Annotated in this window: 20 protein-coding genes and 1 pseudogene; 10 read left to right on the top strand and 11 right to left on the bottom strand. The window is 73.0% G+C overall.

The window, feature by feature from the left end; all coding sequences use genetic code 11:
- Positions 1-311: 311 nt before the first annotated feature.
- The 5 genes and pseudogenes from ACWFR1_RS37575 to ACWFR1_RS37595 form a co-directional block, all read right to left on the bottom strand.
- Positions 312-2,228, bottom strand: a complete 1,917-nt coding sequence (locus tag ACWFR1_RS37575) for an alpha/beta fold hydrolase (protein ID WP_453559893.1) — start codon at positions 2,226-2,228, stop codon at positions 312-314.
- 59 nt (positions 2,229-2,287) lie between these two features.
- The gene (locus ACWFR1_RS37580; RefSeq protein ID WP_453559939.1) at positions 2,288-2,758 is read right to left on the bottom strand and encodes a SpoIIE family protein phosphatase; all 471 of its coding nucleotides are present in this window, start codon (positions 2,756-2,758) and stop codon (positions 2,288-2,290) included.
- A 61-nt stretch (positions 2,759-2,819) separates the two neighbouring features.
- Positions 2,820-3,539, bottom strand: a pseudogene (locus ACWFR1_RS37585) (PP2C family protein-serine/threonine phosphatase); the annotation flags it as partial.
- A gap of 1 nt (position 3,540) precedes the next feature.
- Positions 3,541-4,980 (bottom strand): MFS transporter, encoded by a 1,440-nt coding sequence (locus ACWFR1_RS37590; protein WP_453559896.1) that lies wholly within the window; start codon positions 4,978-4,980, stop codon positions 3,541-3,543.
- Complete coding sequence (locus ACWFR1_RS37595) at positions 4,977-5,627, bottom strand: TetR/AcrR family transcriptional regulator (RefSeq protein WP_453559897.1); 651 nt, start codon at positions 5,625-5,627, stop codon at positions 4,977-4,979. The genes ACWFR1_RS37590 and ACWFR1_RS37595 overlap by 4 nt, the downstream gene beginning before the upstream one ends.
- A gap of 292 nt (positions 5,628-5,919) precedes the next feature.
- On the opposite strand from ACWFR1_RS37595, the gene ACWFR1_RS37600 reads away from it, so the two are divergent.
- The 3 genes from ACWFR1_RS37600 to ACWFR1_RS37610 all read left to right on the top strand — a co-directional run bounded on the left by ACWFR1_RS37600 (position 5,920) and on the right by ACWFR1_RS37610 (position 8,620).
- A complete protein-coding gene (locus ACWFR1_RS37600; RefSeq protein ID WP_453559900.1) occupies positions 5,920-6,504 on the top strand; it encodes a TMEM165/GDT1 family protein in 585 nt (194 codons plus the stop codon).
- A gap of 111 nt (positions 6,505-6,615) precedes the next feature.
- Positions 6,616-7,140 carry a hemerythrin domain-containing protein gene (locus tag ACWFR1_RS37605; protein ID WP_453559902.1) on the top strand — a complete coding sequence of 175 codons (525 nt, stop codon included), beginning with the start codon at positions 6,616-6,618 and terminating at the stop codon, positions 7,138-7,140.
- A 73-nt stretch (positions 7,141-7,213) separates the two neighbouring features.
- The gene (locus ACWFR1_RS37610) at positions 7,214-8,620 is read left to right on the top strand and encodes a M20 metallopeptidase family protein (RefSeq protein WP_453559905.1); all 1,407 of its coding nucleotides are present in this window, start codon (positions 7,214-7,216) and stop codon (positions 8,618-8,620) included.
- Here ACWFR1_RS37610 and ACWFR1_RS37615 read toward each other — a convergent pair.
- Positions 8,609-9,496: a LysR family transcriptional regulator gene (locus ACWFR1_RS37615; protein WP_453559908.1), complete on the bottom strand. Its 888-nt coding sequence runs from the start codon at positions 9,494-9,496 to the stop codon at positions 8,609-8,611. The two genes, ACWFR1_RS37610 and ACWFR1_RS37615, sit on opposite strands and share 12 nt — an antisense overlap.
- A 117-nt stretch (positions 9,497-9,613) precedes the next feature.
- Between ACWFR1_RS37615 and ACWFR1_RS37620 the strand changes: the two genes are divergently transcribed.
- Positions 9,614-10,897 (top strand): MFS transporter, encoded by a 1,284-nt coding sequence (locus ACWFR1_RS37620; protein ID WP_453559910.1) that lies wholly within the window; start codon positions 9,614-9,616, stop codon positions 10,895-10,897.
- Positions 10,898-10,935: 38 nt separating this feature from the next.
- The gene (locus ACWFR1_RS37625) at positions 10,936-11,256 is read left to right on the top strand and encodes a cupin (protein ID WP_453559913.1); all 321 of its coding nucleotides are present in this window, start codon (positions 10,936-10,938) and stop codon (positions 11,254-11,256) included.
- A gap of 33 nt (positions 11,257-11,289) precedes the next feature.
- Here ACWFR1_RS37625 and ACWFR1_RS37630 read toward each other — a convergent pair whose 3' ends face one another.
- Positions 11,290-11,910, bottom strand: coding sequence for a tetratricopeptide repeat protein (locus ACWFR1_RS37630; RefSeq protein WP_453559915.1), 621 nt, complete (start codon positions 11,908-11,910; stop codon positions 11,290-11,292).
- A gap of 180 nt (positions 11,911-12,090) precedes the next feature.
- On the opposite strand from ACWFR1_RS37630, the gene ACWFR1_RS37635 reads away from it, so the two are divergent.
- Positions 12,091-13,701, top strand: a complete 1,611-nt coding sequence (locus ACWFR1_RS37635; protein ID WP_453559917.1) for an extracellular catalytic domain type 2 short-chain-length polyhydroxyalkanoate depolymerase — start codon at positions 12,091-12,093, stop codon at positions 13,699-13,701.
- 171 nt (positions 13,702-13,872) lie between these two features.
- On the top strand, positions 13,873-15,204 hold the full coding sequence (locus ACWFR1_RS37640; protein WP_453559919.1) for a threonine/serine ThrE exporter family protein: 1,332 nt from the start codon (positions 13,873-13,875) through the stop codon (positions 15,202-15,204).
- Between the two features lie 23 nt (positions 15,205-15,227).
- Here ACWFR1_RS37640 and ACWFR1_RS37645 read toward each other — a convergent pair whose 3' ends face one another.
- From ACWFR1_RS37645 to ACWFR1_RS37655, 3 genes are all read right to left on the bottom strand, one after another.
- Entirely contained in the window at positions 15,228-15,536 is a 309-nt protein-coding gene (locus ACWFR1_RS37645) for a CU044_2847 family protein (RefSeq protein ID WP_453559922.1), read from the bottom strand.
- 158 nt (positions 15,537-15,694) lie between these two features.
- Positions 15,695-17,053, bottom strand: a complete 1,359-nt coding sequence (locus ACWFR1_RS37650; protein ID WP_453559924.1) for an Ig-like domain-containing protein — start codon at positions 17,051-17,053, stop codon at positions 15,695-15,697.
- 159 nt (positions 17,054-17,212) lie between these two features.
- Entirely contained in the window at positions 17,213-17,698 is a 486-nt protein-coding gene (locus ACWFR1_RS37655) for an SRPBCC family protein (protein ID WP_453559927.1), read from the bottom strand.
- 188 nt (positions 17,699-17,886) lie between these two features.
- Between ACWFR1_RS37655 and ACWFR1_RS37660 the strand changes: the two genes are divergently transcribed.
- Both ACWFR1_RS37660 and ACWFR1_RS37665 read left to right on the top strand, forming a co-directional pair.
- Positions 17,887-18,471: a PadR family transcriptional regulator gene (locus ACWFR1_RS37660; protein WP_453559929.1), complete on the top strand. Its 585-nt coding sequence runs from the start codon at positions 17,887-17,889 to the stop codon at positions 18,469-18,471.
- 114 nt (positions 18,472-18,585) lie between these two features.
- Positions 18,586-19,035 (top strand): peroxiredoxin, encoded by a 450-nt coding sequence (locus ACWFR1_RS37665; RefSeq protein ID WP_453559931.1) that lies wholly within the window; start codon positions 18,586-18,588, stop codon positions 19,033-19,035.
- Between the two features lie 368 nt (positions 19,036-19,403).
- Here the strand turns inward: ACWFR1_RS37665 and ACWFR1_RS37670 are convergent, their stop codons facing one another.
- A complete protein-coding gene (locus ACWFR1_RS37670) occupies positions 19,404-19,790 on the bottom strand; it encodes a DUF6325 family protein (protein WP_453559934.1) in 387 nt (128 codons plus the stop codon).
- Positions 19,791-19,997: 207 nt separating this feature from the next.
- Between ACWFR1_RS37670 and ACWFR1_RS37675 the strand changes: the two genes are divergently transcribed.
- The gene (locus ACWFR1_RS37675) at positions 19,998-20,396 is read left to right on the top strand and encodes an SHOCT domain-containing protein (RefSeq protein WP_453559936.1); all 399 of its coding nucleotides are present in this window, start codon (positions 19,998-20,000) and stop codon (positions 20,394-20,396) included.
- The last annotated feature ends 186 nt before the right edge of the window (positions 20,397-20,582 follow it).

A 20,582-nucleotide genomic window follows, 5' to 3' on the forward strand; every position in this document is an offset into this window, starting at 1 on the left:
CACCCCCCGGATCATCAACAACAAGGGGGGGAAGTCATGCCGGACCCGAAGGCCGGAGGCCCCATTGCGGAGCCACGAAAAAGGTAACGGGGGGGAGCGGGACCTCCGCCGAGAGGAGGCGCACGTGCACGCGTCGAGCACCGCGCCGCGCCGCCGCGTCCGGTCCGAGGCCCCGCTGGTCTGCCGCAGGCACGTGGAGTGACCCGCTTGACTCGTTTGACCTGTGTGACCGGCGTGAGGTGAGGGATGGGGGCGCGGTGTCCGACCGCGCCCCCGTCCCCCGTCCCCACCCCCGATACCCCCTCCCCCGCTCAGCCGAGGGGCAGTTCCAGGAAGGACGGCTCGCCCTCCGGGGAGCCGAAGGCGGTCTGTGTCCAGGTGATGGAGGCACCGCCGTACAGCGGGTCCATGCTGTCGACGACCAGCATCAGCCGGTGGCCCGCCGCGATGTCGTACGCGGCGGCCTGGAGCCGCCAGGTCACGGTGGTGTCCTGGTCGGGCGTCAGGCCGTACACGTTGAGCGGTTCATGGGTGATGATCCGGGCCGTCTCGTCCTCGGCGACGTCCAGGAGGTGGGCGACGAGCCCCGCCGATGTGGCGGTGGAGCGGACCGTGAGGCGCAGGCGCGGGATCCCCCGGACGCGGCGGGCCGCCCGCCCCTCCCCCTCGGGCGCGAGGAGCGGCTCGGTCGTCCAGGCCACGGCGTGCCGGCGGTCGATCTTGCGGGTGTCGTAGATCTTGGGGTTGCCGGCCCACTCCGCCTGGCCGGTCTTCATGAGCGGCAGATCCATGGCGGTGGCCTCGGTGTCCACGCCCGCGACGAAGGCGCGCCGCCAGCCGGTCTCCTCGGGCGGGGCCGGCTGCTCGTCGGCGCGCGGGACGAGCAGGCCGTCGGCACCGCCGGCGCCGTCGCCGGTGAGGCCGAACACCTGGACGCCGGTGGTGACCTCGCTCCAGTCGGCACGGGGCTCGCGGATCGCGGGTTCGACGATCCGGTTCTCCCCGGTCGGCTCGCCGGTGCCGGGATCCGTGACCGGTTCCGTGACGTAGGTGAACATGACCTGGCTGGAGACCTGTTCCCAGTACTCGACGCCGTTGTGGTCCCCCTTGAGGTGGTGGTCGAGCCAGGCGTACGCCTCCTCCATGGGGATGTTGACCTTGCGGGGCTCCGTGCCGATGAGCGCCGGGCCCTCGGGGGCGGCGTGGTCGCCGATCCACAGGTTGAGCCGCTTGGGCACCCGCAGGCCCTCGAAGCTCGTCAGGACCTGGTTGACCGGGAAGAGGCTCTCGTGCCAGGTGTTGGAGAAGAAGGTCGGCGTGTCGTTCTCGTTGGTGAGGGGCAGGTACGACTCGGGGGAACGCTTCCGGCCCCACTTGACGACCTCGTCGAGGTTCCGGTCGGCCAGGAAGTCGGCGAGGACCTGCTGGTTGCCCTCGTCGAACTTGTCCTCGACCGGTCCGCCGGTGAGGGAGATGAGCGCCTTCACGGCCGCGAGGTGGCGGGTCTTGTTGTCGTACAGGCTGGTGGCGAGGTTGCCCCAGGTGCTGAGGGCGACGACGGCGGAGACCCGGTCGTCGTGGGCGGCGACGAGCTGGCTGATGCCGGAGCCGTAGGACTCGCCGAGGAATCCGATGGTGCTCGGACCGAAGTGCTGGACGGCGAAGTCGATGACGGCGGAGCCGTCGGCCCAGTCGTGGGGTCCCGCGATGTCGACGAAGCCCTCGGACGTGGAGGGCAGTCCGGGAATGCCGAGGCCGCGGGGTGTGTAGGCGATGACGTGGTAGCCGCGACGGGCGAGGCTGAGGTACGCCCAGAGGAACAGCGGCCAGCCGAACGGGGTCCAGCCCGCCGGGACGATGACGAGCGGATGCGGGCCGGGGCCGAGCTGGTACAGGCTGAAGGCGGAGAGCCGGACGTCTTCCGCGACCTCGATGCGGTGGTACGAGGGCCAGGCCACACCGCGGACCTCTTCGAGGTGCGCGGCGAGTTCGGCCGGGAGCAGCGCCTCGGCGCTCGCGAGGCCGGTGTCGCCGCCGCCGAGGAGTGCGGTGGCGAGGGTCTGGCCGAGCCGGACGGCGTCGGGGTTCACCGTTCCGTCGGCTGCCCAGAGACCACTTCCGCTTCCCGCGATGCGGGTGGTGTCGGCGGCGGTGAGACCGACCGTGCCGTCCGGGAAGCCGGGGAAGTCTTCGAACGAGCCGGGGGTGAAGGGGTTGTCCTGGGGCACGTGCACCCGTTCCTCTCGAGTGGACTGCAGACCGTCCGCGATGCGGACGGTCGCAAGCCTCACGTATGAGGGTCGGAGCGGCCAGAGCGCACGAACGGCGCACGGGTCACGTAACCGTGCGCGAACGACACAAGCCGCCCCGAACCCCATGTTTGGGGACGCCGAGATGGGTGCGGCGGGTGGTCAGGAGGAGGCGGTTCGGCCGGGCTCGCCCGGGGGACCACGAGCAGCGCGGCGACGTCGTCGTCAAGGCCGTCGGCGCCGTACGCGGCGAGATCGGTGTGCAGGAGACCGGGCAGTTCGGCGGCCGGTTCCCGCGCCCAGCCGCTCAGGCGCGTCACCAGCGGGTAGAACGTGCCGGCCCGGTCGCGGGTCTCGCTCACGCCGTCCGTGTAGAGCAGCATCCGGTCCCCTGGCCCGAAGTGCACCTCCTCGATCCGGTGATGGTTCTCGGCGAGGCCCGCGAGGTTGACGGGCAGGGAGGGGTCGGCGAAGGCGACCGGCGTGACCTCGGCCCCGCGCTGGATCAGGGGGGGCGGGGTGGCCGCAGCTGAGGAACCGGGCGATGTCCTGGTCGTCGGGGAGCTCCACGAGGACGACGGTGGCGAAGCGTTCGGCGGCGTCGGACTCGGGGTCCCAGCCGCCGTAGCGCGTCAGACCCTCGTCGAGCGTGTCCGCGAGAGCAGCCAGGTCCGGGGTCTCGTTGACGGTCGCCCGGAAGGCGCCGAGGAGGACGGAGGCGGTCTCGACGGCGCCGAGGCCCTTGCCCTGGACGTCACCGAGCATGATCCGTACGGCTCCGGGGACCTTGACGGCCTCGTAGAAGTCGCCGCCGATCCGGGCCTTGGCGGCGGCCGCGACGTAGAGCAGGTGCAGGTCGAAGCGGCCCAGGTGGCCGGGCAACGGGCGCAGGACGACGCGCTGGACGACCTCGGCGACGGCGGTCACCTCGCGCAGGTCCTGTTCGTAGCGGGTGCGGACCCGGCTGACCCAGGCCGCGGTGGCGGTGACGAGGGCGAGGACGACCTCGCTGGCGAGGAGTTCCGGTACGAGGGCCTCGTCACGGCCCAGGTGGAGCAGCGCACGCACAATCATGGCGAGCAGCCCGATGCCGATGGTCCCGCGCACGCTCCAGGTGACGGCGGCGAGCGCGGGCGCGGCGACGAGGAGGCGCTCGAAGCGCTCCCTGTCGGGGGTGAGGGTGTCGACGACGGCCGTCACGGTGAGGATCAGGAACGGCAGGGCGCGACCGAGGTTGAACTGTCTGCGCTCCGCCCTGCCGGGCGGGCGCCGGTGGCCGACGTCGGGCATTTCATGATCGTACGCAGAACCGTCGTCGGGGCTCGGGTGGCGTCGGACCCTGGCGTGTCCCCCGGTGGTGTGCCGTGTCGGGCAGGGCGAGGGCGGCGGGGAGGGCGAGGGCCGCGATCACGGTGAGGGCTGGCAGGACGGCGCCCCGGTCCGGGACGAAGCCGGCGTCCGGGACGAGGGCGAGGAGCAGGGTCGCGGTGGCGACGCCGAGCGCGGGTCCGATGTTCATGGCGGTCTGCTGGAGGCCGCCGGCGACGCCGGCATGGGCGGCGGGAGCGCGGTGCACGACGACGGACGTCGCGGTGACCATGAGGGTGACGAAGCCCGCCCCGAGGAGGGCGGCGGCGGTGCCGACGGAGGCCGCGGAGGCCGTCGCGTCGAGCCGGGAGAACAGCAGGACGCCGAGCGTGAGCAGGACCGCGCCCGCGGTCGCCGTACGCCGGGGGCCGAAGCGGCGCTGGAGCGGTGGGCAGAGGGGTGCGCCGAGGACCATGAGGACGGCGAGCGGCAGGACGCGCAGCGCGCAGCCGAGCGGGTCGAGGCCCTGGACGTCCTGGAGGAAGTACGTCGCCACGAACAGTGTCCCGAAGAGGGCGGCCGAGGCGGCGAGGAGCGCCGCGAGACCAGCGCGGACGGGCACGCTCCGCATCAGCTCCGGCGGCAGGAGGGGGTGCGGGGCGCGGCGTTCGTGCCGGACGAGCGCGGCTCCGGCGGTCAGGGCGACGGCGGCCACGAGCGCGGGGGTTCCGGATCCACCCGGACGGGACGCGTCGACGAGACCGTGTACGAGGAGGCCGAGGGCCGCGGCGAGCAGGACCGCGCCGAGCGGGTCGAGCGCGGCGGTTCCGGAGGAGGGGCGTCGCGCGGGGACGTCGGCGCGCGGTTCCGGACCGGTCAGAGCGAGCAGGCCGATCGCGAGCGTCGGCGGCACGCCGAGGAGGAAGACCGCGCGCCAGCCGTACGAGGACACGAGGACGCCGCCCACGAGGGGTCCCGCCGCCGCGGCGAGGCCGATGGCGGCGGTGCGCACGGCGATCGGCGTCGCGAGCCGCTCGGGCGGGAAGGCGGTGCGCAGCATGCCGAGGGTGGCGGGCTGGAGGAGCGCCCCGCACACCCCCTGGAGCACGCGCAGCGCGATCACCGCGCCGATGCCGGGGGCGAGGGCGATGCCGGCGGAGGCGGCGGCGAAGCCCAGGGCGCCGACGGCGAAGACGCGGCGGTGGCCGTAGCGGTCGCCGAGGCGGCCGGCGAAGACGAGGAGGCTCGCGACGGCGACGAGGTAGGCGGTGCTGGTCCACTGCACCTGTCCGACGTCGGCGTGCAGGTCTCGTTGGAGGGCGGGTTGGGCGACGGTGAGGACGGTGCCGTCGAGGGCGACGACGGCGGCGCCGACGACGCTGCAGGCGAGGGTCGAGGCGCGGCGTGCGTCCGTAGCGGTCACGGGGCGGGCTCCGCGGGACCGAGGTGCGCGTCGAGGGCGGCGGCGAGGAGCGGGGCCGGGTCGTCGGTGGCTCCGGTGGCACTGGTGCCGCCGATGCCGTCGGTGGCGCCGGTGGCGAGGCGGAGGCTGCCCCAGTGCCAGAGCTGGGCGATGCCGTGGAGGTTGGCCCAGAGGGCGCCGGCGCGCAGTGCCGCGTCAGCCCCCGTGTCGGCGCCCGTGGCGCGGGCGACGAGTCCGGTGAGGTGGGCGAAGAGCGGCAGGCTCGTCTCGCGCAGTCCCAGCCGGCCGCTTTCGAGCAGGTCGTGGCGGAACATCAGCTCGTACATGCCGCGCCGGGTCCCGGCGTACGCGAGGTAGACGCGGGCGAGGATCGCGATCCGCTCGCGTGGCCCCGCGTCCTCCCGGTCCTCCTCCGCGAGGCGGTCGGCCAGTTCGGCGAAGCCCTGGCGGGCGATGGCCGACAGGAGGTCCAGGTGGGTCGGGAAGTAGCGGCGGGGGGCTCCGTGGGAGACGCCCGCCCTGCGGGCGATCTCGCGGAGGGACAGGGCATGCGCGCCTTCGGCGTTCACCAGCTCGACGCCCACCCGGACGAGCCGTCCGCGCAGGCCGTCGCCCGGCTCGTCGTGTCCTTCGTTCTCCTGATGCATAGACACTGTCTACCAAGATCGAGTAGACAGTGTCTACCCACGCTCGAACCCTGTTCGGTTACACTGACGGACAGCGAAGGGGAGTAGCCCTGCGAACCGGTCGTCGACACACTGGAGCCCCCGGGTTCCCGGTGACCGGGTCCACGCACGACGTGGACGGGCGAGACCTTCGGCCAGGCATCAACCGCGTCCACGTCTCCGTGGGCGTGGTCCGTCATGCCGGGCCGAGTGGTCCTCCCGTCGCCTTCCAGGTGCGGAGCCCACGGGCCCGGACCGAGCAGAGAGCCCCGGTATGCACCTCGACCCCTTGGCGATCCTCACCGCCTTCGGGCTGATCTTTCTCGCCGAGCTTCCCGACAAGACGATGTTCGCGTCCCTCGCCATGGGCACGCGCATGCGTCCGCTGTACGTCTGGATCGGCACCTCGACCGCCTTCCTGGCCCATGTCGCCATCGCCGTGGGAGCCGGCAGCCTGCTCGGGCTGCTCCCCGACTGGAGCGTCGAACTGGTCTCGGCCCTGTTGTTCGGCTTCGGCGCCTTCGTGCTGCTGCGCGGCGGGGACGACGACGAGGACGACGACACGGGCGGCCGGACGGTGACGGGCTTCTGGCCGGTCTTCTCGACCGCGTTCATGGCCGTCTTCATCAGCGAGTGGGGTGACCTCACCCAGATCACGACCGCCAACCTCGCCGCCACCAACGGCACCTGGTCGACTGCGATCGGCTCGCTCGCCGCCCTGATGAGCGTCTCCGCCCTCGCCCTGGTCGCCGGCCGGTTCATCGCCAAGCGCGTGCCCCTCAAGACGGTGCAGCGCGTCGGCGGCGTGGTCATGGCGGGCCTCGCGATCTGGTCGCTGATCGAGGTCTTCACCGGCTGACACCGCCACGCCCCGCACCGGCCCGCACCGGCCTCGGCCAAGGCCGCACACCCCCCGTACCGTTCCGTACGAGGGGTGTCCGTCGTTCCGCCCCGGTGCGATCATGCGGGGATGACCACCGCCTCCGAACCGGGCGACCGCCTCGCGGCGTTCGGCAACCAGCTCGTGGACGTGCACCTCTGGCTCCGTGAGGAGCTCGCCCGCCTCCGCGAGGACGTGGACTCCTTCCTCTCCGAAGGCGGCGACCGCCCCCGCAACCTCCGGGCCCACTGCCTCGCCTTCTGCACCGCGCTCACCCGCCACCACACCGCCGAGGACCAGGGCGTCTTCCCCGTCCTCGCCGAGGCCTACCCGGCGCTGCGGCCGGTGCTCGACGAACTCGCGCGCGACCACGAGCAGGTCGAGGAGGTCCTGAGCAGACTCCAGGGCCTGCTGGACGGGCTGCCGACGGACACGGAATCGGGGGCGGCTCAGGATCCGGCGGAGGTACGCCGGGTGCGCGGCGAACTGGACGGGCTCATCGCCCTGGTGGAGTCGCACTTCACGTACGAGGAGAAGAAGCTCGTCGCCGCCCTCAACGAGCTCGGCACACCGCTGCCGGACGACTTCACGCTCTCCGACCTGACAGGCCGCTGACACCCCCGCGTGGGAGGCTGGTGAGGCACGGTCCCCATGGCCACGGCAGGAGCCTGTACGAGAGGGAGCCCCGTTGAGCACGGAGTCGATCCACGGCGAACTGGACGAGCGGGCGGCGAGGGTCGCGGACCGGGTGGTGGCCTGGCGGCGCCATCTGCACCGGCATCCGGAGCTGTCCAACCGGGAGGTGAACACGGCCCGGATGGTGGCGGACGAGCTGCGCGCGCTCGGCCTCGACGAGGTGCGTACCGGCATCGCCGGGCACGGCGTCGTGGGCGTCCTGCGCGGCTCAGCGGGACCCGGCGGACGGGTCGTGGCACTGCGGGCGGACTTGGACGCGCTGCCGGTCAAGGACCTGTGCGGGGCGGAGTTCGCCTCCGACATCGTGGACACGGACTACCCGGGCGGCCCGTACCCCGTCTCGCACGCCTGCGGGCACGACTGCCACACGGCGATGCTGCTCGGCGCGGCGACGGTGCTCGCCGGGGTCCGCGACCGGCTCCCGGGTACGGTGCTGTTCGTCTTCCAGCCCGCCGAGGAGGGCCCGCCGGTCACCGAGGAGGGCGGGGCGCGCGCCATGGTCGAGGCGGGCGCCCTCGCCGATCCGGCGCCGACGATGGCCTTCGGCCTGCATGTGACGCCCTACCCGAAGGGGTACGTGGGCTACCGGATCGGCAACCAGTACGCCGCTTCCACCCTCGTCCGCGTCGTCGTCACCGGGAAGCAGACGCACGGCTCCACGCCCTGGGAAGGCGTCGATCCGATGCCGGCGGTGGGGTCGGTCCTGACGGGCGTCGGTCAGCTCTACCGGCAGGTCTCGGCCTTCGCCCCGGTCACGGTCTCCTTCGGGCACGTCGAGGACGTCGGCCGGTTCAACATCATCGGACAGACGGTGACGCTGTGGGGCACGGTCCGGTGCGCGGTCGGGTCGGACATGACGGAGGTCCAGCGACGGCTGACCACCCTCGTGGAGCACTCGGCGGCGGCGTACGGCGCGACGGCCACGGTCGAGTACCTGCAGTCCGTGCCGCCCGTGCACAACAGCCGGCCGTGGGTCGAGTCGGCACTGCCGACCTTCCGCCGGGTCGTGGGCGAGGAGCGGGTGGTGGAGACCGGGGGGACGCTCGGGTACGACGACGTCTCCGAGTTCGTCCGCCGCTTCGGCGGCCTGTACGTGATGCTCGGCGTCCAGGACGCGGCGCTCGACCCGTCGGGAAGGCCCGTGCCGGTGGCGGGCGGGCGCGGGCTCGCCACCAACCACAACCCGCTCTTCTACGCGGACGACGACACCCTTGTCACCGGCGTCCGGCTCCACGCGCACGTGGCGTACGACCACCTGACGGGGGCCCTGGTGGCGCCCGCACCCGGATCCCCGCCCGCATCCGAGCCCCTGCCCGCATCCCTACCGTCCCCGCCCGCATCCGTACCCGCTCCGGCCGACCCGCCTCCGCGGACTCCGGGCGACGGGTCAGCGCCGTGACGTGCCGACGGCCTCGACGAAGGCCCTGAGCAGCGCGGAGTCCGCCGCCGTGGGCCAGACCAGGCCGTACTCGACGGGCGGGGCGTCACGCAGGGGGACGTAGGCGATGCCGGGGCGAGGGTGGTAACGGGCGCCGAGCGCCGCGCCTGGGGTGACGCCCCGGCCGGCGCTCACGTGGGAGAGGACCTCCTGCCAGGTCGCCGCGACCGGCCCCCGGCCGACGGCGGCGCCCGACGGGGTGCGGCGGGGGTAGTGGTGGTCGCGCCAGTAGCGGGAGCTCGTGCCCTCGGGGGCGATCAGGGGCAGCCCGGCGAGGTCCTCGAGCCCCAGGGACGCCCGGCTCGCCAGCGGATGCGCCACGGGCAGGAGCAGGACCCTGTCCTCGGCGACGACCACGGGGCCGGTGGTGAGGTCGGGTTCGCGGACGGGGAAGGAGACGAACTGGACGTCGAGGGTGCCGTCCCTGAGGGGGCCCGGTCCGCCGTCGAGCGGGACCTCCCGGACCGTGATCTCGCAGCCGGGGTAGCGGGCGAGCAGCGTGTCGGCGGCGGCCGTCAGCAGCTCGCCGCACCAGGGCGTGGCGAAGCCGGCCCGCAGTCTGCCGTGGACGCCCCTCCCCGCCTCGGTGGCGCGTTCGAGCGCGGTGCGCAGCTGCCGGTAGGCGGGCAGCAGGTCCTCGTACAGGCGCAGGCCGACGGGGGTGAGGTGGACGCTTCGACTGGTGCGGGCGAAGAGCGGCGTGCCGACGCGCCGCTCCAGCTTCTTGACCGTCTGGCTGATCCGGCCGGTGGAGACGCCGAGGCGCTCGGCTGTATGCCCGAAGTGGAGCTCCTCGGCGAGCGTGAGGAACGCCTCCAGTTCGTACCGCTCGAGCATCGGACCCCCTCGTGATCGTTTAGCGTGGCTCAACGCCGATTCGATGATCTCATCTTGTTCGACGGGCGTGGCGGCGAGGAGCCTGGAGGCGTTGCCGTCCCCTCCGGAAGAGAGTCCGTGGAACCGAGCCCCGCCGCCGCACCCGTGCCCTCCCCCACGTCCCCGTCCGCCGCCTCCCCTGTCCGGTCCGTGAACGTCCTGCTCTTCGCCGTGGCCGGGGCCGTCACCGTCGCCAACATCTACTTCCCCCAGCCACTGCTCGCCGCCGTCGCGCGCGGCCTGGAGGTCTCGGAGCGGACGGCCGGCCTCGTCGCCTCGGCGGCCCAGATCGGGTACGCGTGCGGGATCCTGCTGCTCGTGCCGCTCGCCGACACCGCGCGGCTGCGCCGGCTCACCTCGGTGCTGCTCGCGCTGACCTGCGTCTCGCTGCTCGTCGGCGCGGCCGCGCCGGACGTGATGACGCTGACGCTCGCCACGCTGGCCCTCTCCACCACGACGGTGCTGCCGCAGATCCTCACCCCGGTGGCGGCCGTGCTCGCGGGCCCGGGGCGGCAGGGCCGGGTCGTGGGGCTCGTCGGTCTCGGCCTCACGCTGGGTTCGACACTGTCCCGTACGGTCTCGGGCGCCGTGACCGACGCGAGCGGGAGCTGGCGCGCCGCCTATCTGGTGGCCGCGGCGGCGACGGCGGTGCTGTTGTGGGTCCTGCCCCGACGGCTGCCCGAGCGGATGGGCACGCCACCGGTGGACCGGCGCCGTTCCTCGTACCTCCGGCTCCTGGCCGGGCTGCCCGGGCTCCTCGCCGACCACCGGGAGCTGCGGATCTCGGCGCTGCTCGGGGCATGCGTCTTCGCCGCGTTCAGCGTCTTCTGGGCCGTGCTCGCGTTCCATCTCGCGGCTCCGCCCCTCGGGTTCGGGCCGGGCGTCGCCGGTCTCTTCGGGGTGCTGACCCTGCCCGCGGCGCTGCTCTCGGCGACGGCCGGACCGCTCTCCGACCGGTTCGGGGCGCGGGCGGTGAACGCCGCGGGTCTGGCGGCCGCCGGGCTCGGCCTCGGGGTGGCGTGGCTCGCCCCGTACTCCCCCGTGGCCCTCGTGGCCGGGGCCAATCTGCTGGTCGTCGGGGTCAGCTCGTGCCAGGTGGCGAGTCAGGCCCGGATCTTCGCGATCGGCCGGGAGGTGGCGGCCCGGGTGAACACGGTCTTCATGCTCGCGTCGTTCGGCGGCGGGGCCCTCGGCTCGCTCGCCGGGACCTGGCTCTTCACGGCGTACGGCTGGTCCGCGGCCCTGCTCGCGGCGGGGGCCCTCGTCGCCGTCGGCGGTCTCGTGGTGGCGTTCGTGGTGCGACCGGCGGTCCCGAGTTGCGGCCCGGACGCCACACGGGAGGCTGGGGGTACGACCCCGTAGGGGGCCGTCTTGCAGGAGAGCACCCCGCAGGGAGAGACATGATCCTGGACCTCACCGCGCTCGCCGACGAGCACCTGGCCGCGGCCCGCTCCGATCCGCACGGACGCAGCGCCCATCTGGTCATGCACGACGGGGTGCTCCGGCAGTCCGTCATCGCCCTGACGTCGGGCACGTCCCTCGACGAGCACAACGGGCCTCCGGCCGCCAGCCTCCAGGTCCTGCGGGGCCGGGTGAAACTGACGACGGCGGGGTGGGCGGAGGAGTTGTCGGCGCAGGCACTGCGGATGATCCCCAAGGAACGGCACGGGCTGACGGCCCTGGAGGACGCGGTGGTCCTCCTGACCGCCGTGAACGACTGACGCACCCCCTGGGTACGCGGCCGGGGCCATGGGTCACTCGGTCGCGTCGAGATCCTCAGCGTAGTGCTCGATGGCCTGCCTGTAGGCGCGTACGGACGGGTCGTCGCTGGTGGCGGCCAGCAGGCGCAGCAGCGTCCGGACGGACTCGTGGTGCTGCCCCGTGTTGTAGAGGGCCATGGCGAGGAAGGCACGGAGGGATCCGTCCTCGGGGAACTCCTCGGCGGCGGCGGTCAGGAGCGTGACGGCGTCGTCGTACCGGCCGAGGATCCGGTAGGTGCTGCCGAGTCCGAGGAGGGCGCCGCGGCGGTCGTCGGGGGTGAGCCCGGTCCTGGTACCGGTGCCGATCCCGCTTCCGATGTCGTCTCCGGCCAGGCTCGCGTCCCCAGCTCCGGCCCCGCTCGCTTCCCCAGCTCCGTTCCCGCTTGCGTTCCCGGCTCCGTCCCCGCTTGCGGCGAGCGCGCGCTCGTAGTAAGGCACGGCCTCCGCCTCCAGGCCGAGGACGTCGTGGGCCCAGGCCGTCTGGTAGGCGACCTCGGCGTCGTCGGGCCGGCGGGCGGCGAGTGCGACGAGCAGTTCGCGCGCTTCCTCCTTGCGGCCCTCTTCGCGCAGGGCGACCGCCTCGGCCAGCGGGTCCTTCTTCTCCTGGTGCTCCATGACGCCATCCTCGCAGCTCGTGCGGCCGGGGTTCGAACAAAGGCCTGCGCGGCGGCCAGGTGACGGGCCGCCATACCGGCCCGGAGGGTTTGTGGCGTCCTGGCCCATGGAGGGCGGCCGCGGCCCGGCCGTAGCCTCCCGGCCGACCCTCCGTCAGGACCGAGCCGCCCGGGAGACCCCATGCGTTCACCCCGTCCCACCCGCCACCGCGGGCCACACCGTTTCGCCGCGCTGCTGCTGTGCTCCGCGGCGACCCTGTTCCCGACCGCCGTCCCGGCCGGCGCCGCCGCTCCCCCGCCTGTGCCTGGCACGCTCCAGGGATACGACATCGGGTCCGTGTACAGCGCGGGCGTCTCCTCCGGCGGCTACATGGCGACCCAGCTGCACGTGGCCTACTCCGGGACGTTCGAGGGGTCGGCGGCCTTCGCGTCCGGGCCGTACGACTGTGCCCGCGGCTCGCTGCCCACGGCGCTCAACGCCTGCATGGACACGACGCAGAGCCTTCAGCTGGGCGCCCTGGAGCAGACCACCCGCGACCGGTCCGCGCAGGGCCTCGTCGACCCGGTGGAGAACCTGGCCGGCGACCCGGTGTACGTCTTCAGCGGCTCGAACGACTCGACCGTGAAGCGACCGGTCGCGGACGCGCTCGCCGACTACTACGGCCGCTTCGGCGCCCGGGTCCGCTACGACCGGTCCACGGCGGCCGGGCACGCCTGGGTCACGCCGCTCGGCCCCAACTCCTGCACGGTGACGCAGAGCCCGTACCTCAACGACTGCGGCGTCGATGCCGAGGGAGCGCTGCTCGGACACCTCTTCGGGTCGGTCGCGGCGCCCGGTTCCGGGACAGGCGGTTCGCTGATCCGCTTCGACCAGGACGCGTACGCTCCGGGCGGTTCGGCGGCGGCGCTCTCGATGGGCGAGGACGGATTCGCGTACGTGCCGGCGTCCTGCGCGGGCGGGGCCCGCTGCAAGCTCCTCGTGGCGCTGCACGGCTGCAAGCAGGGGTACGCGTACCAGGGTTTCGGCACGCGGTTCGTGGAGGGCGCGTATCTGAACGAGTACGCCGACACCAACGACATGGTCGTGCTGTATCCGCAGGCGGCGCCGACGGCGACCCTGGAAAACCCCAACGGCTGCTGGAACTGGTGGGGCTACCTCGGTGACGCGGCCTACGCGCGACACGGCGGAAAGCAGATCGAGGCGGTCATGGGCATGGTGCGGGCGCTGCGCGGGGGTTCGACGCCGCCGCCCGCGGCGGAGCGGACCATGCTGACCAGCACGGACGCCGAGGACGGGTACGTGAAGGCGGCGGCGGACGGATCCGGGGCGGCGGTGGGCACGCTGGAGGACCTGTACGGTCTCGCGCTCGGCCGGGGCACGGACGGCAGGGTGAACCGCTCGGTGGTCTCCTTCGACACGTCGCGCGTCCCGGCGGGCAAGGAGGTCACCCGGGCCTGGCTGACCGTCACACGGTCGAGCGGCGCGGGCGATCCATGGGCCTCGCCGGCCGGCAACCGGCTGGTGGTGGACGTGCGCACGGGCTGCTTCGGCGGGTGTGCGGTGGAGCCTTCGGACTGGTCGGCCGCGGCGTCGGTGGCGGGCGGCTCCGAGATCCCCGCGTTCACCTCGGGGAGCGCGGTGTCGAAGGACCTGTCGGCGGCGGCACTCGCGGCGCTGAACCGGGGCGGTGTCACGCAGTTCCGGCTCGGCTTCGCGTCGGCGCCGACCGGGAACGCGTACCTCTTCGTGAACCGGGACACGCCGGTGACTCTCACCGTCGAGTACAGGTAGAGCCTGGCGGGCGGTCGGGATCCGGCCGCCTGGCCACGACCCGGCCCGAGGAGGGATGTGAGGGCCCTAATGCGCTGCTAACGTGCGCGAATGCGCCTTTTGTCCCGTCTTGATGTGCGCGGTCTCACCCGGCGGGCGGCCGCGCTGCGCCCCCGGCGACGGGGAAAGACCGTGACCGTACCGGAGGCCGAGGGCGCCGCCCGTGAGCGGCTGCGGGATCTCGCCGCACTCCTGTGCGAGCTCGGCTCCGACCTGCTGCGCGCCGGGGAGCGGACGGCCGAGGTCGAGGGCGCGCTGCACGACGTGGCCGCGCGCTACGGCATGCGGGCGCGGAGCTTCGTGGTTCCCACGGGGCTGTTCGTCCGGGTCGGCGGCGGGGTCGACGGCCGGGGCGGCGAGCTGGACTTCGCCCCCGTCGAGGGCTCGGACCTGCGGCTCGATCAGGTGGAGGCGCTGCAGTCGCTCGTCGAGCGGATGCGTACGGCGGAGGTGCCGTTCGAGGAGGCTCGCCGGGCTCTGCGGGACCTCAGGGCGAAGCCCGAACGGTTCAGCCCCTCGGCCACCATCCTCGGCTACATCCTGCTCACCGTCGGCCTGGGCTCGATGCGGCACGCGACGGTCCCCGCCGTCATCGGGTACGCGGCGCTCGGCGCGGGCGTCGGGCTGCTGCGCCTGTTCGGCGACCGGCTGCCGGCCGCCCGTACCGCCCTGCCGGTGGTGGCGGCGATCCTGGTCACGACGGCCTCGCTGCGGTGGGCCGGCCCGCTCCTGCACGAGGCGCCCACGGTCCTGTACATCCCCCCGCTGATCGCCTTCCTGCCGGGTTCCGCGCTCACCCTCGGCGCCATCGAACTCGCCACCGGGGCCGCCCTTTCAGGCATCGCCCGGCTCGCCGGCGCGGCGAACGTACTCCTGCTCCTGGCCATCGGGATCCTCGTCGGTACCGAGCTGCTGAGCCCACGCCCGTCCGGCGGGCCCGCGTCGGACACGCTCGGGGCCTGGGCGCCGTGGGTCGGCGTGCTGCTCCTCGGCTTCGGCTTCCTGCTGTACTTCTCCGCCCCGCCGCGGTTCACGGTCTGGCTCCTGGGCGCGCTGCTCGTCGAGCGGTTCGTGCAGTCGGTGGCCTCGGAGTTCGCGGGAGCGACGTTCGGCGCATTCGCCGCGGGAGCTCTGTTGCCGCCGATGGCGAAGTGGGTCGCGCGCCGCTCGCACACCCCGGACCAGGTCGTGTTCCTACCCTGTTTCTGGCTGCTCGTCCCCGGTGCGGTCGGCCTCACCAGCATCTCGGAGATCATCGTGGCGGGCGACACCGGCGGCGGCCTGGACAGCATGGTCGGCATGGTGATCACCGTCGCCTCGATCGCCATGGGCGTCCTGGTCGGCGCCGGACTCCAGCAGCGCCCCCGGCTGATGCTCGGGGCACCGGCTCCGGCGGGCACGCCCACCCCGGACGAACCGACGGAGCCGGGGACCGGGGGAGCCGCGAGCACCCGGAAGGAGTAACGAGACCCCGAACTCCCCTCGTATCAGCGGGGCGATTTCGTCCATTCGAGAGTCACGCGGAGGCTGGCGTTGGCGCTGCCCTGCACGACGAGGGCGGTGAGTCTGCCCGCGTCCAGGCCCAGCTGGCAGCCGAACTCGACGGTCGCCCGGTCGGGGGCCGCCCGGTCGAGCGCCTCGCCGATCTGCCCGGCGAAGGAGGCGAGCGCGCCGGTGACGGCCGAGAGGTCCGGCAGCCGGTCGCCGAATCCTTCGAGTTCGCTGTCGGGGCCGAGTCGTCGCGCTTCCACGAAGAGGGTCGCGTCCCCGACCTCGACCTTGGTGACGTCCGGCATCGAAGCTCCCTGGGCACGGCGGAGGCGGGTGGGCAAGCGGGTGGGCGAACGGACAGACAGGACGTCAGTATCACCGAGGCGTACGGGGCCTGGGGCGTCCGCGGAGCGCTCGGCGTGGCGCGATCACGTCGGCCGCGGCCCTGTCCGCGCGTACGGCTTCACAGCGCGGGGCGCAGGGAGCTCTCCCTGGCCGAGGGGCCGGCGGTGACGGCCGGATCCGTGAGGGCGCTGCCGCGCCGCCACTCCGCCCAGCTGAGGTTCCAGTCCCCGAAGCCGTTGCCGAAGGGGGCCATCGGCTCCCGGTAGCCGTTGACGACCCGGACGAGGTCGCCCTCGCGGACCGTGCGGAACAGCCAGGCGGCGTCCTCCGTGCTCATCCCGGTGCAGCCGTGGCTGACGTTCTCGCTGCCCTGCGCGTCGACGGACCAGGGCGCGGCGTGCAGGTACTCGCCGCTCCACGTCACCCGGGTGGCCCAACGGACCTTGAGGTCGTAGTAGTCGCGGCTGCCGCGCGCGATGCCGATCGAGTCGCCCCGCATGCGGACGAGGGGTTCCTTCCCGAGGACGACCTTGATGCCGCCCCGGGTGCGGTAGCCGGCCTTCCCGGTGGTCACGGGGATCCTGCGGATCGCCCGGCCGTCACGGAACACGGTCATCTGCAGGGTGGAGACGTCGATGACGGCCTCGACACGGTCTCCCGTGGTCAGGGTGAGGGGCCGTGACGGTCCGCCGTAGAGGTCACCGTCGACGCGGAGCCCGTCCAGGCCGCTGTGGACGCGGACGGTCGCACGGGCGGGCCAGTACGCCCGGGGCCGGTAGTGCAGGGTGTCGGAGTCGACCCAGTGCCAGGAGCCTTCGACGCGTGGTTCGGCGCGGACGTGGAGGGAGCGCTCGACGAGACGGCGGGCCGAGGGGTCCTCCGCCGGCACGGGTCGGCTGAGTTCGGCGGTGATCGGCCGGCCGACGCCGTACGTACCGCCGCTGGCCGGCCCGAAGGTGACGGTGAGTCGTTCTCCGGCGGGTGCGGCGGGGGTGCGGAACTCGAGGCGGGCGACATGCCGGTGGGGCACTGCCGATCCGGCGCCGCCGCCGGGTCGTTCGACGACGAGGCGGGCGGTGTAGCGGCCTCCGGCGGCCAGGGCGTTGACGCTCGTCCAGCGGGTGCCGTCCTCGCCGGCCGCTCCCGCGACCTGGCGGCCGCGCCCGTCGGTCACGGTGACGTCGCCGAGCCGGCCGGGGGTCCGCAGCCGCAGGGAGACCGGTCCCGTGGCCAGCGCGCCGAGCACGACGGGGTGGCCCGTGAGGGTGCGTTCGCCGCTCAGGGCCACCGTGTGGCGGGGCGCGGAGCACAGGACGCCGGTGGGGCAGCCGTCCACCGAGATCACGTCCGTGGAGTCCTGAGCCCCGGCCGGGAGCGCGTCGGGGCCGGCTGGCGACTGGGCCGCCGTGGCGACCAGGACGACTCCGACCGCCAGGGACAACGCTCCCCACCCCCGCACGTATCTGAGTGACGACACGTCGGACACCCTCCCCTTCCTGACGGCTGCGTCGGCGTGGGTCGCCGACCGCAGCATCAAAACGGATGAAAGGAGGAAAAGATGATCAAGACACCGGGCGTGGCGGCGGAGTGGGGACGCAGACGACTCGAATGGGCCAGTGAGGGGACCGGCCGCAGGTCAGCGGGGCGGCTCGGGAAGTTCCTCGCCCGTCTCCAGCAGGGACTTGAGGCTGGAGATCAGCGCGGGCCAGCCCTCCCCGATCAGGTCCTTCATGATGCCGTCGGATTCCAGGCCGCCGTGGGTGACGGTGAGTTTGACGGTGTCGCCCGAGGGCTCGATGTCGAAGGTCGCACGGGACCGGCGCTCCCGGGCCAGGCGCGCGTACACCTCCCTGTCGAGGCCGACGGCCTCCGCCCATGCCGGGGTGAAGGTGTGCCAGGTGTACGAGAGGAGACGGCCGGGCTCGGCGGCGACGACGACCTGCTCGGGGTCGGCGGTCCTGCGTCCGCCCTCGTCCCACACCATCGGGGCACCGGGGGTCCACTCCGACTCGAAGGCCACGCCCCAGTAGCGGCGGGTGAGCTCCGGGTCGGTGAGTGCCTTCCAGAGCTCGTCGGGAGTCGTCCGGATGTAGGTGGTGTAGACGAACGTGTCACTGCCCATCGCGCTGCCCCTTGGATCTCTCCCCCACGGCCTGCTCCCTCCACCCTAGGCAGGCGCGGGAGCGAGGTGCCAGTGAAGAGCCCCCACCGGTCGGCACGGCGCGCCGGGACCACGGGTGGGGGCGCGGGGTCACCCACCCGTTGAATAGGTACGGAGGAAACTAATCAACGGGCTGCTAGCGTGTCCGGATGTCGCTCAAGCACGCCGTCCTCGCAGCGCTCCTGGAGGGCGAGGCCTCCGGATACGACCTGGCCAAGATCTTCGACGTGTCCGTCGCCAACTTCTGGGCCGCCACCCCGCAGCAGCTCTACCGCGAGCTGGAGCGGCTCGCCGAGGCCGGTCTGATCACGGCCCGCGTGGTGGAGCAGGAACGGCGTCCGAACAAACGGATGTTCAGCCTCACGGAGCCGGGACGGCAGGACCTGTACACCTACACGTCGGCGCCGCCGCGCCCGAGCGCCATCCGCGACGAGCTGATGGTCCAGGTGCAGGCCTGCGACGAGGCCGACACGGAAGCGGTCAGGGGTTTCGTCGCGCAGCGGATGGAAACGGCCAGGACCAAGCTGGCCCGCTACGACCGCATGCGGGAGCGGATGCTCGACGGGCGGGACGAGGAGACGTATCTCGGCGAGGCTGAGCGGATCGGGCCGTATCTCACGTTGATGCGCGGCCGGTTCTTCGAGGAGGAGAACCTGCGCTGGGGTAAGCGGGCCCTCGCCGTCCTCGACCGGCGCGCCGAGGCACGCGGCGGCGTTCCGCAGCCGGCCGGCTGAGCCGGTCCCCTGAGGGATTCCGGGGTTACGGGATCTCGTACTCTGCGGTAACGTCACCGGCCGGCCACCGGACGCGCCGGGGGCCGGCTACGGATGGATCGGGGACGGCCCTCAATGAACGTCGGTGACCTTGTCGAGGACTTCACCCTTCCGGATGAAACCGGCACCCCTCGCTCCCTCTCGGGGCTGCTGGCCGAGGGGCCGGTCGTCCTCTTCTTCTACCCGGCGGCCCTCACCCCCGGCTGCACCGCGGAGGCGTGCCACTTCCGCGATCTCGCGACGGAGTTCCGCGCCGCCGGCGCCCTGCCCGTGGGCATCAGCACCGACGGGGTGGAACGGCAGCTGGAGTTCGCGGAGCGCCACTCCCTGGGCTATCCACTGCTGTCGGATCCGGACGGAACCGTGCGCGACCTCTTCGGCGTGAAGCGCGGCTTCTCGCTCGCGCCGACGAAGCGGATCACGTTCGTGATCGGCCAGGACCGGCGCGTGCGGGAGGTCGTGCGCAGCGAACTCCGCATGAGCGCGCACGCGGACAAGGCGCTGGCCGCACTGCGCCGCCCCTGACGCCGACCCTCGGACGCCGAGCAGTTTCGCCTTGGCGGCCGCGAACTCCTCGGGGGTGAGCAGGGCTTGCTGGGCGAGTTCACCGAGCCGGATCAACTGGTCGGTGACCGTGGGTGCCGCTCCGTACGCCGGTGCCGCGGCGGGCGGGAGCGGGCTCGGCGCGGCCGGGGGCGGAGGTGCGGCGGCCGGCTGCTGCTGCGACTGGAGGTCGCGATGGCCTCCTCCTGGTCCTGTTCGCGGCGTGCCGAGCGGGCGGAACTGCGGCCGGCGGCGTAGGCCGCGCCACCCACGAGGGCGCCGCGCAGCAGAGGCGCTCCGCGGGGCCGGACGACCGGACGGACGAGGGGACGGCGTCGCATGAGCATCGGTCAGCTCCTTCCGGCCGCTGCTGCCACGGCCTCGCGGGAGGCGTCACGCGCCTGGTCGACATGGTCGGGCGGGATGCGCACGCTCGCGGAGACACGGCCGCCGGCCTCGCGGATCGCTTCCGCCGTGCGCGCGGCCCAGAGGTGTTCGACGAGCAGCATCAGCGCGCAGGAGCCCGGTTCGAGGGTCTCGGCCGCCTCGGCCGCGTCCTCGGGTCCGAGCAGGTTCGCCTCGGGCCCGATCACGGCGGTGGCCTCGTCGTACTCCTCGTACTCGACGAGTTCGGAGGTGGACACCTCCCCCGAGACGGACTTGGCGACGACGAGCGAGTCGATCAGCCGCACCTGGCCCGCTCTGCGCAGATCCGCGACGGCCGTCACCGCCGCCACTTTCAGCCGCTCCCCCGGGAAAACGAGTACGACACATTCCACCGGCCCCTTGACCCTCCGTTCCTCGTGCGGTCCTCGGCCACCATCCGAACACGGAGCGGGGCGGACCGCACGCCGGGCCGCCACGACATGCGGGAGCGCGGTGCCTGGACGAGACTCACTCCCACGCGGGCCTTCCTGTCCCGCGTGAGAACGGAGTGTGCAGGAATGGACGACTACCCCCTCCTCAACGTCTTCTGGACGATGCTGTGGTTCTTCCTCTGGATCATGTGGCTCTTCCTGCTCTTCAAGGTGATCAGCGACATCTTCCGGGACCACGACCTCAGCGGCTGGGGCAAGGCAGGCTGGCTGATCTTCTGCATCGTGCTCCCCTATCTCGGCGTGCTGGTGTACGTCATCGCCCGGGGCAAGAGCATGGGGCAGCGTGACATCAAGCAGGCCAAGGCCTCCGAGGCGGCGTTCCAGGACTACATCCGCAAGACGGCCGGGACCGGCCCTGCGGGCGGTGGTGCCACCGACGAGCTGGCGCGGCTCGCGGACCTGAAGGCGCAGGGCGCCATCACGGACGAGGAGTTCGAGAAGGCGAAGGCCAAGGTCCTGGCCTGAGAGCAGGACCGGGCACGGCAGGGCACGCCCGGGCAGAGCAGGACCGAGGAGAGCAGGGCAGGCGGCGCGCGGGCCATGGGCTCGCGCGCCACCCCCCCCGTTACCTTTTTCGTGGCTCCGCAATGGGGCCTCCGGCCTTCGGGTCCGGCATGACTTCCCCCCCTTGTTGTTGATGATCCGGGGGGT

The organism is Streptomyces sp. NPDC055103, from assembly GCF_053607625.1.

What these genes read in the sequence shown, in the direction of transcription:
- ACWFR1_RS37615 (WP_453559908.1), bottom strand. Translation starts at nt 9,496, where the DNA reads ATGCTCGAGCGGTACGAACTGGAGGCGTTCCTCACGCTCGCCGAGGAG.
- ACWFR1_RS37625 (WP_453559913.1), top strand. Translation starts at nt 10,936, where the DNA reads ATGATCCTGGACCTCACCGCGCTCGCCGACGAGCACCTGGCCGCGGCC.
- ACWFR1_RS37645 (WP_453559922.1), bottom strand. Translation starts at nt 15,536, where the DNA reads ATGCCGGACGTCACCAAGGTCGAGGTCGGGGACGCGACCCTCTTCGTG.
- ACWFR1_RS37600 (WP_453559900.1), top strand. Translation starts at nt 5,920, where the DNA reads ATGCACCTCGACCCCTTGGCGATCCTCACCGCCTTCGGGCTGATCTTT.
- ACWFR1_RS37635 (WP_453559917.1), top strand. Translation starts at nt 12,091, where the DNA reads ATGCGTTCACCCCGTCCCACCCGCCACCGCGGGCCACACCGTTTCGCC.
- ACWFR1_RS37655 (WP_453559927.1), bottom strand. Translation starts at nt 17,698, where the DNA reads ATGGGCAGTGACACGTTCGTCTACACCACCTACATCCGGACGACTCCC.
- ACWFR1_RS37595 (WP_453559897.1), bottom strand. Translation starts at nt 5,627, where the DNA reads ATGCATCAGGAGAACGAAGGACACGACGAGCCGGGCGACGGCCTGCGC.
- ACWFR1_RS37605 (WP_453559902.1), top strand. Translation starts at nt 6,616, where the DNA reads ATGACCACCGCCTCCGAACCGGGCGACCGCCTCGCGGCGTTCGGCAAC.
- ACWFR1_RS37665 (WP_453559931.1), top strand. Translation starts at nt 18,586, where the DNA reads ATGAACGTCGGTGACCTTGTCGAGGACTTCACCCTTCCGGATGAAACC.
- ACWFR1_RS37660 (WP_453559929.1), top strand. Translation starts at nt 17,887, where the DNA reads ATGTCGCTCAAGCACGCCGTCCTCGCAGCGCTCCTGGAGGGCGAGGCC.
- ACWFR1_RS37630 (WP_453559915.1), bottom strand. Translation starts at nt 11,910, where the DNA reads ATGGAGCACCAGGAGAAGAAGGACCCGCTGGCCGAGGCGGTCGCCCTG.
- ACWFR1_RS37675 (WP_453559936.1), top strand. Translation starts at nt 19,998, where the DNA reads ATGGACGACTACCCCCTCCTCAACGTCTTCTGGACGATGCTGTGGTTC.